This window comes from Citrobacter amalonaticus, assembly GCF_018252635.1.
Classification (GTDB): domain Bacteria; phylum Pseudomonadota; class Gammaproteobacteria; order Enterobacterales; family Enterobacteriaceae; genus Citrobacter_A; species Citrobacter_A amalonaticus_E.
On the sequence record NZ_JAGTXM010000004.1, the window covers coordinates 190,961 to 202,722 of the forward strand.

Here is an 11,762-nt window from a genome sequence, read left to right on the forward strand (position 1 = left end):
CCCTGCAACATGCGTAGACACGGCAGTGTAAACCAATTCGATCACAGCGCCACCAGGAGAAACTTAAATATTGTGTAATCGGATAAAAATCATGCAAAAAGGCAAACCGGGCAGTGAAATGCCCGGTAAGTTGTTATGAAAGTGTAGCTAACCAGCCGGTTTGCGTCATCCATTCGGTCATCGGCGTCAGGGTAAACTCAACGCACAGCAGACCGACCAGCGTCAGCACGATGGTATATGGCAGCGCCATCCAGACCATCCGACCATAGGAAAGGCGAATCAGCGGTGCCAACGCGGAGGTGAGCAGGAACAGGAACGCTGCCTGACCGTTTGGCGTCGCCACGGACGGCAGGTTAGTCCCGGTGTTGATCGCCACCGCTAACAGTTCGTACTGTTGCAGCGAGATGGCGCCGTTTTCCATGGCCGCTTTGGCTTCGTTAATGTAGATCGTACCAACGAAGACATTATCGGAGATCGACGAGAGCAGGCCGTTGAAGAGATAGAACAGCGTCAGTTGCGCGTGCTCTGAGGCCTGCAACACATACTGGATAATCGGGGAGAAGAGTTGCTGATCGATGATCACTGCCACAATCGAGAAAAAGACCGTCAACAACGCGGTGAAAGGCAGGGACTCGGTGAACGCCTTGCCAATAGCATGCTCATCGGTCACGCCGGTCAGTGAGGTGGCGAAGATAATGACGGACAGGCCGATCAGTCCCACTTCCGCGAGATGCAGCGCCAGGGCGATAACCAGCCAGACGCCGATAATGGCCTGAACGATCAGCTTTAATCGATCCTGACGATTGCGCTGCTGGCGGCTTTGATCGTCAAACTGCTGCAATATGTCACGCACTTTCTCCGGCAGCGTTTCACCATAGCCAAACCAGCGCAGCTTCTCAACCAGCACGCAGGTAAGCAGGCCGCAAATCAGTACCGGAACCGTGACCGGTGACATCCGCAGAAAGAAGTCACCAAAATGCCAGCCAGCGGCTTTGGCGATAATCAGGTTCTGCGGTTCACCCACCATCGTCATTACGCCGCCCAACGCGGTTCCCACCCCGGCATGCATCATCAGGCTGCGCAGGAATCCACGGAATTGTTCGAGTACCGCTTTGTAGTGCTGATCGATATGGCTGTCGTCAAGAATGTCATGATCGTCACTACGGGAAGAGGCCACGCGGTGATAGATACCATAGAACCCGACAGCGACGCTGATGACTACCGCCACCACGGTCAGCGCATCAAGGAAGGCGGAAAGGAAGGCCGCCGCGATACAAAATGCGAGTGACAACAGCGTCTTGGAGCGAATGCTCAGCAGCAGACGAGTGAAAATAAACAGCAGCAACTGCTTCATAAAATAGATGCCAGCAACCATGAACATCAACAGCAGCAAGACTTCCAGATTGTTTGCCACCTCCTCGCGAACATGCGCGGCGCTGGTCATCCCAATCATAACCGCTTCAATGGCCAACAAACCGCCCGGCAGCAGAGGGTAACACTTCAGGGCCATCGCCAGCGTGAAAATGAATTCCGCCACCAGCAACCAGCCCGCAATAAATGGGTTGATGATGAAAATCAGTGGATTCACTATCAGGAAGGTCAGTAGTGCAAGCTTGTACCAGTCTGGCGACTGGCCTAAAAAGTTACGCCAGAACGCGCGGCCCCATGAGAGTTCCATTATGGTTTCCCTTACCTTATTTATTGAAATGATGTTTTTATGGTTAGCCACAAAGAGTAACGGTCAGCCGGAAAGCAGGCAAGCCTTTAACCCCCGACCGCCCGTGTTATCAAGAAAATGAAGCCTTGATCCCCTTTTTCTTCGTCGTGTCTGCTATCGGGCGTGTAACCCGTCTGGTATGATGAGTGTAACTATGTTTTGCTGTGTAATGGAAATCTCACTATGGTCATTAAGGCGCAGAGCCCGGCGGGTTTCGCGGAAGAGTACATCATTGAAAGCATCTGGAATAACCGCTTCCCACCTGGTACTATTTTGCCTGCAGAACGAGAACTCTCAGAACTTATCGGGGTGACTCGTACCACTTTACGTGAAGTACTGCAGCGTCTGGCGCGAGACGGTTGGTTGACCATTCAGCATGGTAAACCGACGAAGGTGAATAATTTCTGGGAAACCTCCGGACTGAATATTCTTGAAACGCTGGCGCGTCTCGATCACGAAAGTGTCCCGCAGTTGATCGACAATCTGCTGTCGGTCCGGACCAACATCTCCACTATCTTCATTCGCACCGCGTTTCGTCAGCATCCTGACAAAGCGCAGGAAGTGCTGGCGACCGCGCAGGAAGTGGCCGATCACGCCGACGCGTTTGCCGATCTCGATTACAACATTTTCCGTGGTCTGGCATTTGCCTCCGGCAACCCGATTTATGGCCTGATCCTGAACGGTATGAAAGGGCTGTATACCCGCATTGGTCGTCACTATTTTGCCAATCCGGAAGCACGCAGCCTGGCGCTCGGTTTCTATCATAAGCTGTCGCAGCTGTGCCTGCAGGGTGCGCATGACCAGGTGTACGAAACGGTGCGTCGTTATGGTCATGACAGTGGCGAAATCTGGCACCGGATGCAGAAAAACCTGCCTGGCGATTTAGCCATTCAGGGCCGCTAAAAACGAACCCCCTCACGAAGAAGAGGGGGTTTTTGTTTTACAGGCTGTTCATCCTGGGGGGACAGCGCTCCAGTAGTTCGACGCTTCCGTCCTCGTTTTGCTGTTCCAGCATCACATCAAATCCCCACAGCCGATGCACATGCTTGAGCACCTCTTTGCGGCCTTTATCCAGCGGCGCGCGATTATGCGGAATATAGCGCAGAGTGAGGGAGCGATCGCCCCGCAGATCCACATTCCAGACCTGAATATTCGGTTCAACGTTGCTCAGATTATATTGTGACGAAAGGCGGTTGCGGATTTCGCGGTAGCCTTCTTCGTTATGGATGGCAGAGATCTCCAGATAGTTATGTCGGTCATCATCCAGCACCGTAAAGAGGCGAAAATCGCGCATTACCTTCGGTGACAGGAACTGGCTGATGAAGCTCTCATCTTTGAAATCGCGCATGGCAAAATGCAGCGTTTCCAGCCAGTCGGAACCGGCGATATCCGGGAACCAGTATTTATCTTCTTCCGTTGGCGACTGGCAGATGCGCTTGATGTCCTGGAACATGGCGAACCCCAGCGCGTAAGGGTTTATGCCGCTGTACCACGGGCTGTTATAAGGCGGCTGGAACACCACGTTGGTATGACTGTGTAAAAACTCCAGCATAAAACGTTCGGTGACTTTCCCCTCGTCATATAGGTGGTTCAGAATGGTGTAATGCCAGAACGTGGCCCAGCCTTCGTTCATCACCTGCGTCTGTTTTTGCGGATAAAAATACTGGCTGACTTTGCGTACAATGCGCAGGATCTCGCGCTGCCAGGACTCCAGCAGCGGGGCATTTTTTTCCATAAAGTAGAGCAGGTTCTCCTGCGGTTCTGAGGGGTAACGCCGCGCTTCGGCAATCGTCTTCTCTTCCTCTTTCTTCGGCAGGGTTCGCCACAGCATGTTTACCTGGCTTTGCAGATACTCTTCACGGCTCTGCTGGCGGGCTTTCTCCTCCTGAAGGGAGATTTTCTGCGGGCGTTTATAGCGGTCAACGCCGTAGTTCATTAGCGCGTGGCAAGAGTCGAGCAATCGCTCAACCTCGTCTACGCCGTATCGCTCTTCGCACTGGGTAATGTAATTACGCGCAAAGATCAGGTAATCGACAATGGAACTGGCATCGGTCCAACTGCGGAACAGATAGTTATTTTTGAAGAAGGAGTTATGTCCATAACAGGCGTGCGCCATCACCAACGCCTGCATAGTAATGGTGTTCTCCTCCATCAGGTATGCGATACACGGGTTGGAGTTGATCACAATCTCATAGGCCAGTCCTTGCTGACCGTGCTTATACAGTCGTTCGGTCTCGATAAATTTTTTGCCAAACGACCAGTGAGGATAGTTAATCGGCATCCCGACGCTGGAGTAAGCATCCATCATCTGCTCGGAGGTGATGACTTCAATCTGGTGCGGGTAGGTATCCAGTCTGTAGAGTTTCGCCACCCGGTCTATTTCTGCCAGATAGACATCCAGCAGATCAAACGTCCAGTCGGGTCCATCGCTCAAGCGTGTGGTGTCCTTGTTCATGGAATCAATCGTAGCCATTCGCGCACCCTCATTGTTGGCGGCACTCTCTGTGTGGAGCACCTCATTTCAAGCATAGAACACCCGGTTAAAAACCGTGTCAGCGAAGAAATATTTTCTTTGCGATTTCCGCTGGTCGACTCGCCAGATTGCAGGGTGGTTGCGATATTTTATGCTGGATAAAAATAGCCCGCAGCAGGAGATGCCAAAGCAAACGGCTCACTGTGCTGCCTGCTATATGTGAGATGTGTCACCATAAAAAAGCCATATGTTGAATAATATTTTCATCTGAGTTATCAAGATGTAATTAGATGATTGTTCTTTTACAGTTACTGTTAACGGAGTGGCTATGCGAGTTGTCATACTGGGAAGTGGCGTCGTTGGCGTGACCAGCGCCTGGTATCTGAGTCAGGCAGGACATGATGTCACCGTCATCGATCGTGAACCCGGTCCGGCGCTGGAAACCAGCGCGGCGAATGCCGGGCAGATCTCTCCGGGCTATGCCGCCCCCTGGGCAGCGCCGGGTGTCCCGCTGAAGGCGATTAAATGGATGTTCCAGCGCCATGCGCCGCTGGCAGTCCGTCTGGACGGCACACCGTTCCAGTTGAAGTGGATGTGGCAGATGCTGCGCAACTGCGACACCAGTCACTACATGGAAAACAAAGGGCGGATGGTGCGTCTGGCGGAATACAGTCGTGACTGCCTGAAAGCACTGCGTGCATCGACCGGTATCCAGTATGAAGGGCGGCAGGGTGGCACGCTGCAACTGTTCCGTACCGCGCAGCAGTATGAGAACGCCACGCGCGACATCGCCGTGCTGGAAGACGCGGGCGTGCCCTATCAGTTGCTGGAAGCCAGTCGACTGGCGGACGTCGAGCCAGCGCTGGCTGAAGTGGCGCACAAACTGACCGGTGGCTTACGCTTGCCGAATGACGAAACCGGCGACTGCCAGCTCTTTACCCAGCGTCTGGCGCAGATGGCCGAGCAGGCAGGGGTCAAATTCCGCTTCAATACGCCGGTGGATAAACTGCTTTGCGAAGGCGAACAGATTTACGGCGTGAAATGTGGTGATGAGATCGTTAAAGCGGATGCGTACGTCATGGCGATGGGCTCCTACTCCACGGCGATGTTGAAAGGGATTGTCGATATTCCGGTCTATCCGTTGAAAGGCTATTCGCTGACAATTCCGGTGGCGGAAGAGGACGGCGCGCCGGTTTCGACTATTCTTGATGAAACCTACAAAATCGCCATTACCCGTTTTGACCAGCGCATCCGCGTGGGCGGCATGGCGGAAATTGTCGGTTTCAATACCGAACTACTCCAGCCGCGTCGGGAAACGCTTGAGATGGTGGTGCGCGATCTCTACCCGCGTGGGGGGCATATTGAACAGGCGACATTCTGGACCGGGCTGCGTCCGATGACGCCGGACGGTACGCCCGTCGTGGGACGTACCCGCTTCAAAAATCTGTTGTTGAACACCGGACACGGTACGCTGGGATGGACGATGGCCTGCGGTTCAGGGCAGTTACTGAGCGATATTTTGTCAGGTCGCACACCGGCCATTCCGTATGACGATTTGAGCGTGGCACGTTACCACGCAGGATTTACGCCGGCCCGTCCACAGCATTTACACGGCGCACATCACTAAGAAGGATGCGAAATGACCCGCCCTATACTGGCCAGCCTTGATTTGCAGGCGATGAAACAAAACCTGAGCATTGTGCGTCAGGCCGCACCGGACGCTCGCGTCTGGTCAGTGGTGAAGGCCAATGCTTATGGACACGGCATAGAACGTATCTGGAGTGCGCTGGGCAGCACCGACGGTTTTGCTCTTTTGAATCTGGAAGAAGCAGTCACCCTGCGTGAGCGCGGCTGGAAAGGGCCGATCCTGATGCTGGAAGGCTTTTTCCACGCAGGGGATCTGGAACAGTACGACACCTGGCGATTGACCACCTGCGTTCACAGCAACTGGCAGTTGAAAGCGATTCAGAATGCGAAGCTTAAGGCGCCGCTGGATGTCTATGTGAAGGTTAACAGCGGCATGAACCGTCTGGGGTTCCAGCCGGAACGGTTGCAAACGGTCTGGCAGCAACTGCGGGCGATGCCGAACGTCGGCGAAATGACGCTAATGTCACACTTTGCCGACGCTGAGCATCCTGATGGGATCCGCAATGCGATGGAACGTATTGCGCTGGCGACAGAAGGGCTCGAATGCCGCCGTTCGCTGTCAAACTCCGCGGCCACGCTGTGGCACCCAGATGCGCATTTCGACTGGGTACGTCCGGGCATTATTCTGTACGGCGCTTCGCCGTCAGGCCAGTGGCGCGATATTGCCAATACCGGACTGAAACCGGTGATGACGCTGAGTAGTGAAATCATTGGCGTGCAGACGCTGAAAGCCGGGGATCGCGTCGGTTATGGCGGCCGCTATACCGCCAGAGGCGAACAACGCATTGGCATTGTGGCGGCGGGGTACGCGGATGGCTATCCGCGCCATGCGCCGAGTGGAACGCCGGTGCTGGTAGACGGTGTCCGGACCACGACCGTTGGAACCGTGTCGATGGATATGCTGGCGGTGGATTTGACGCCATGCCCACAGGCGGGCATTGGGACGCCGGTGGAGTTGTGGGGCAAGGAGATCAAAATTGACGACGTGGCGAAATCAGCGGGAACGGTGGGCTATGAGCTGATGTGTTCGCTGGCGCTGCGCGTTCCTGTAGTGACAGTGTAACTTCTATAGAGTTGCCTGATGGCGCTGCGCTTATCAGGCCTGGTGAGTCAGTGCATTTTGTAGGCCGGGGAAGGCGCAGCCGTCACCCGGCAAAAAAAATCTACGCTACTCATCCTCATCTTCCGCCACGCGAACACCAACCTTCAGCACCGCATTATCTTCCTTCTCCGCCACGGTCCAGATCATGCCAGCAAATTCAACCTGGTCACCGACAACCGGGGCGGCCCCCAGCAGTTGCTGTACAATTTCGCCCAGCGTTTGCTGCTTATCGCGGTACTCCGTTCCGTCATCCAGACCATATATCAGCGCCACATCGGCATACTTGGCGCTGGCTTCGAGGATAAAATCGCCAAAGAAGCGCTGATCCAGCGCCACCGGTGGTGACTGGCTAAACAGTTTACCCAGTGCCGGGAGATCGCGCTCACGCCCGATGACACACAGCACATCGCCTTCACGCAGACGGGTGCTGCCGGTGGGATGAAACAGCACATTGTCACGGAACAGCGCCGCAATGCGCGTTTCCTGAGGCATATGCAGATCGCGCAGCGCCGCGCCGACACACCATTTATCGGCACTGAGTTGATAGACAAACTGCTCCCACGGATTGTCCGGATGAATATCCAGACCGACGCGTGAGACCGGCCAGCCGACCGGTGGTACCACCACCTTCGCCTTTTTCGCCGCCCAGGAGAGCGAGGTGCCCTGAAAGACCAGTGATACCAGCACCACGAAGAAGGCGACGTTAAAGAACAGACGGGCATTTTCCAGACCTGCCATCATCGGAAAGACGGCAAGAATGATCGGTACTGCACCGCGCAGACCCACCCAGCTAATAAACACGCGTTCACGCAGATTAAACCCGCGGAACGGCAACAGCCCGATAAAGACGGAGAGCGGACGGGCAATGAAAATCATCCCGGCGGAAAGGATTAGCGCTGGAATAGCAATCGGCAACAGGTCAGAAGGATTCACCAGCAGTCCGAGCACCAGGAACATGCCAATCTGCGCCAGCCAGGCCAGGCCATCGAAGTTTTGCAGAATACCAAAACGGTTGCGAATCGGGCGATTACCCAGCAAGAAGCCGCACAGATAGACCGCCAGGATCCCGCTGCCTTCCAGCGCCGTGGTCAGGGCAAACACCAGAATCCCGCCGCTCAGGGCTAATAGCGGGTAGAGTCCGGCGGGCAGGGAGATACGATTAATCATCTGCTGTAGCAGATAGCCGCCGCCCAGCCCAAGCAGGATGCCCAGACCAAACTGCTGAATAATGTGGACCGCGAACATCCAGCTTAAGCCGGTTTCGTGCTGCTGAATCATCTCGATCAGCGTAATGGTCAGAAACACGGCCATCGGGTCATTACTGCCGGATTCAATTTCCAGCGTCGCGCCGACACGCTCGTTCAGCCCTTTGCCGCCCAGCAGGGAAAAAACCGCCGCCGCATCCGTTGAACCGACAATGGCGCCAATCAACAGCCCCTGAATCAGATCGAGATTAAACAGCCAGGCAGCGATCATGCCGGTTAAACCGGAGGTGATCAGGACGCCAACGGTCGCCAGCGAAAGCGCCGGCCCCAGCGCGACGCGAAACGAGCTGGCCTGTGTGCGCATTCCTCCATCAAGCAGGATAATTGCCAGCGCAAGGTTACTGACCATATAGGCAAAGGGGTAGTTATCGAACGGGATGCCGCCGACGCCATCGACGCCAGCCAGCATGCCAATCGCCAGGAAGATAACCAGAATCGGAATGCCAAGGCGTGATGAAAATGAACTGAGTAAGATACTGCTGGTAACGAGGACGGACCCCAAAATGAAAAGACTGATTATTGCTGCGGCGTCCAACGTTGGTTTACTCCTCAATTAGCCATTTTTTTTCTACATTGACATTACCATATTAACGGCTGCAACCGGGCGTTACTTAGCCCTGCAACCGTTTTTTTTTATGATTTCAGAAAGGGATGACCGGAGATCGTCAGTTGCGTGCCGTGTTGATCGTTTTGCAGCACGGCATGCGCACCTAACGCCAGCGTAACGGTCCGCTGCTCATGACCAAAATCGAGTCCGGTGATCAGGGGAATCGAGAGGCGTTCACGTAAAAACGCATACACCGTATTGAGATCGTAACCGGCATCGTACTCATTCGGGGCGCTGCCGCTAAAACTGCCCAGCACAATGGCGCTCTGGCGATTTAAAATGCCGGCGTCAAACAATTGCAACAGCATACGCTCGACACGAAAAGGGTGCTCATTGATGTCTTCCAGCACCAGAATGCCGCGTTCAATTTTGGGCATCCACGGGGTGCCAATAAGCGAAATCAGCATCGCCAGATTGCCGCCCCATAGCGTTCCTTGCGCGTGACAGGCCGGACCGTCACCTTGCCATTCCACCGTATACTGCGCGTGACGCAGCGCCTGCCAGAAATGGGTTTGCGTAAAGGTATTCAGCTCCGGCGCGCCAACGTTCGCCGCCAGCATCGGGCCACTGAAGGTGATGACATTGCCCAACGCCAGCAGACCGCACTGGATCGCCGTAAAATCACTGTGTCCGCAAATGAGCAGCGGATCCCGCTGTTGCCGGACAGTAAGGGCCTGCCAGTCGATGTGCGCCAGTAGCCGGCTCGCCCCATAGCCGCCGCGCACCGGCATGACGATGGTGTCCGCCGCGGTGAGATGCGCAAGTCCGTTCACGTCCGCCAGACGCTCCGAATCCGTACCCGCAAAGCGTTGATGGCGACGACTGACCACCGCCGTATTATCGACCTGATGCCCGGCCTCCTTAAGGCGCCGGATTCCAAGCAAAGCCGCGTGCTGATTGATGCAATAGCCCGAGGGGGCAATTAAGTGAAACCGGGACATGGCAATTCCTTGCTACAACAGAAACCAAATGTATATCATGCCGCTTATAGTAGAACGTTTTGCCGGATAGCGCTTTGTTAATCCGGTCTATAACGGTGGTTTTCGTAACGAAGCGTTCCGGCGATAAGGACAGAAGACGTGAAATTGAGATGGTTTGCTTTTTTGATTGTGCTGCTTGCAGGCTGTAGTTCAAAACAAGATTATAAAAATCCCCCGTGGAACGCGGAAGTGCCGGTAAAACGCGCCATGCAATGGATGCCAATCAGCGAAAAAGCCGGTGCGGCGTGGGGCGTTAGCCCACAATTGATAACGGCGATTATCGCAATTGAGTCGGGCGGTAACCCCAATGCGGTCAGTAAATCGAATGCGATAGGGCTGATGCAGCTGAAAGCGTCGACCTCCGGACGCGATGTCTATCGCCGGATGGGCTGGAGTGGCGAGCCTTCAACCAGTGAACTGAAAAACCCGGAACGGAATATCTCAATGGGCGCCGCCTACCTGAGTATTCTGGAGACCGGCCCGCTCGCCGGCATTGAGGATCCGCAGGTAATGCAATACGCGCTGGTAGTTTCCTATGCCAACGGCGCAGGTGCGCTGCTACGCACGTTCTCCTCCGACCGGAAAAAGGCCATCAACAAAATCAACGATCTCAGCGCCGATGAGTTCGTTGAACACGTCGCGGATAACCATCCTGCGCCTCAGGCACCGCGCTACATCTATAAATTGCAGCGCGCGCTGGATGCGATGTAATTAGTCGCGCACTTTGTTTGATTTCTCGCGCGCTTCGCGCTCAAGGGAAAAGATAATCCGCTGTAGTTCCCGCTCCACCGCCGGACCGACGTTAAGAAAACGAAAGCTCAGGCGGGGAGTGGAAATGGTCTCGTTTTTCCCATCAATCACTTTGCGCTCGGTAACGGAGATCAGTTGCGCATCAAAGTGAAACATTCCCCATTTCCCCATATCCAACGCCACCTGCGAAAAACGCATCCCTTCGGTAAGACCTGACGGCTTCGGGCCTTCCAGCAGAGCGCCCATTCCGCCGAGGGAAAGATCGTACAGCCGAAAACGTAGGGTGCTGTTATCCGGCATCTGCGCCGTACAACCGTAGGGAGGATGGAGCGGCGCGCAGATGCGGAAGTATTCCCGCCGTTGCACAAACCACAGCGCCGGAGGGAGCGCGGTGATAAAGGCCGGAAGCTGCTGATACTCACCGCTGTGCAATTGTTCCAGGGTAAACTCGACCTTTGCGCCCTGGGTTTCGGCGGTAAAGGTAATATTGCGTGCCTTCTGTACGGCGAGGTTTTCGTGTTGCTGACTGCCAAAGTCCATCACCAGTCTTTCGGCCGAGACGTCAAGGATCTTGCTGATAAATTGCCCGCCGGACCAGGAGACGCGCAAAGGCACCTGGTTGCTGTTTAAGTCGCGAAGAACGCCCAACACCGCCAACGGATTTTGCTTCAGGAACTGCTCATTGTAATGACTCACGCGGAATGACTCCTGGATGCCTGACAGTCTATCGAACGGTTATCGGCAAGACGTAGGAGAACTTAATACAAACGCGTGATTTTTTTTACCAAAGACAAATAATTCAGGCCCGTGGAAACAGCGAGAATCAAGGGGTTGCCTATACTTAACGAACAAGCGCAAGAATTTGTTGCGTGTGGTTTCCCTGAAAAGAGGGTCTGAACATGGGAATTATTGCCTGGATTGTGTTTGGTTTGATTGCCGGTGTTATTGCCAAATTGATCATGCCGGGACGTGACGGCGGCGGATTCATCCTGACCTGTATTCTCGGCATCGTCGGTGCCGTAGTGGGCGGATGGCTGGCGACCATGTTTGGTATAGGCGGCACGATCAGCGGCTTTAACCTACACAGCTTCCTGGTCGCTGTAGTAGGTGCCATTGTGGTGCTGGTGGTATTCCGGCTCGTACGCCGCGATTAACAACACGGCTCCTGCGGGAGCCGCGTTTTTATCCGTATTTCCCTTCAATTCCTCTCTTGATTTACCC

10 protein-coding genes are annotated in these 11,762 nt (G+C 54.7%); 5 read left to right on the forward strand and 5 right to left on the reverse strand.

Annotated features, from left to right (window positions below; genetic code table 11):
- Positions 1-133: 133 nt before the first annotated feature.
- Positions 134-1,678: a Na(+)/H(+) antiporter NhaB gene (gene nhaB / locus KE671_RS13715; RefSeq protein ID WP_206163391.1), complete on the reverse strand. Its 1,545-nt coding sequence runs from the start codon at positions 1,676-1,678 to the stop codon at positions 134-136.
- Positions 1,679-1,900: 222 nt separating this feature from the next.
- Here nhaB and fadR point away from each other — a divergent pair, with 222 nt between their 5' ends.
- Positions 1,901-2,620 carry a fatty acid metabolism transcriptional regulator FadR gene (gene fadR / locus KE671_RS13720; RefSeq protein WP_042318544.1) on the forward strand — a complete coding sequence of 240 codons (720 nt, stop codon included), beginning with the start codon at positions 1,901-1,903 and terminating at the stop codon, positions 2,618-2,620.
- 37 nt (positions 2,621-2,657) lie between these two features.
- On the opposite strand, the gene KE671_RS13725 is transcribed toward fadR, so the two are convergent.
- The gene (locus KE671_RS13725; RefSeq protein ID WP_061077757.1) at positions 2,658-4,190 is read right to left on the reverse strand and encodes a SpoVR family protein; all 1,533 of its coding nucleotides are present in this window, start codon (positions 4,188-4,190) and stop codon (positions 2,658-2,660) included.
- A 328-nt stretch (positions 4,191-4,518) separates the two neighbouring features.
- On the opposite strand from KE671_RS13725, the gene KE671_RS13730 reads away from it, so the two are divergent.
- Positions 4,519-5,817 (forward strand): D-amino acid dehydrogenase, encoded by a 1,299-nt coding sequence (locus KE671_RS13730; protein WP_206163392.1) that lies wholly within the window; start codon positions 4,519-4,521, stop codon positions 5,815-5,817.
- A 12-nt stretch (positions 5,818-5,829) separates the two neighbouring features.
- Positions 5,830-6,900: a catabolic alanine racemase DadX gene (gene dadX / locus KE671_RS13735; RefSeq protein WP_206163393.1), complete on the forward strand. Its 1,071-nt coding sequence runs from the start codon at positions 5,830-5,832 to the stop codon at positions 6,898-6,900.
- A gap of 105 nt (positions 6,901-7,005) precedes the next feature.
- Here the strand turns inward: dadX and KE671_RS13740 are convergent, their stop codons facing one another.
- Together KE671_RS13740 and ldcA are read right to left on the reverse strand one after the other, a co-directional pair.
- A complete protein-coding gene (locus KE671_RS13740) occupies positions 7,006-8,739 on the reverse strand; it encodes a potassium/proton antiporter (protein ID WP_206163394.1) in 1,734 nt (577 codons plus the stop codon).
- A 98-nt stretch (positions 8,740-8,837) separates the two neighbouring features.
- The gene (gene ldcA, locus KE671_RS13745) at positions 8,838-9,752 is read right to left on the reverse strand and encodes a muramoyltetrapeptide carboxypeptidase (RefSeq protein WP_206163395.1); all 915 of its coding nucleotides are present in this window, start codon (positions 9,750-9,752) and stop codon (positions 8,838-8,840) included.
- Positions 9,753-9,890: 138 nt separating this feature from the next.
- Between ldcA and emtA the strand changes: the two genes are divergently transcribed.
- Positions 9,891-10,502 carry a membrane-bound lytic murein transglycosylase EmtA gene (gene emtA, locus KE671_RS13750; protein WP_195293670.1) on the forward strand — a complete coding sequence of 204 codons (612 nt, stop codon included), beginning with the start codon at positions 9,891-9,893 and terminating at the stop codon, positions 10,500-10,502.
- Here emtA and ycgR read toward each other — a convergent pair whose 3' ends face one another.
- Entirely contained in the window at positions 10,503-11,237 is a 735-nt protein-coding gene (ycgR, locus tag KE671_RS13755) for a flagellar brake protein YcgR (protein ID WP_206163396.1), read from the reverse strand.
- A 203-nt stretch (positions 11,238-11,440) separates the two neighbouring features.
- Here ycgR and KE671_RS13760 point away from each other — a divergent pair, with 203 nt between their 5' ends.
- A complete protein-coding gene (locus tag KE671_RS13760) occupies positions 11,441-11,695 on the forward strand; it encodes a GlsB/YeaQ/YmgE family stress response membrane protein (RefSeq protein ID WP_061077751.1) in 255 nt (84 codons plus the stop codon).
- Positions 11,696-11,762: the final 67 nt, after the last annotated feature.

Bases quoted from the DNA above. Each gene is read 5' to 3' on its own strand.
- nhaB (WP_206163391.1), bottom strand. From the start codon at position 1,678: ATGGAACTCTCATGGGGCCGCGCGTTCTGGCGTAACTTTTTAGGCCAG.
- fadR (WP_042318544.1), top strand. From the start codon at position 1,901: ATGGTCATTAAGGCGCAGAGCCCGGCGGGTTTCGCGGAAGAGTACATC.
- KE671_RS13725 (WP_061077757.1), bottom strand. From the start codon at position 4,190: ATGGCTACGATTGATTCCATGAACAAGGACACCACACGCTTGAGCGAT.
- KE671_RS13730 (WP_206163392.1), top strand. From the start codon at position 4,519: ATGCGAGTTGTCATACTGGGAAGTGGCGTCGTTGGCGTGACCAGCGCC.
- dadX (WP_206163393.1), top strand. From the start codon at position 5,830: ATGACCCGCCCTATACTGGCCAGCCTTGATTTGCAGGCGATGAAACAA.
- ldcA (WP_206163395.1), bottom strand. From the start codon at position 9,752: ATGTCCCGGTTTCACTTAATTGCCCCCTCGGGCTATTGCATCAATCAG.
- KE671_RS13760 (WP_061077751.1), top strand. From the start codon at position 11,441: ATGGGAATTATTGCCTGGATTGTGTTTGGTTTGATTGCCGGTGTTATT.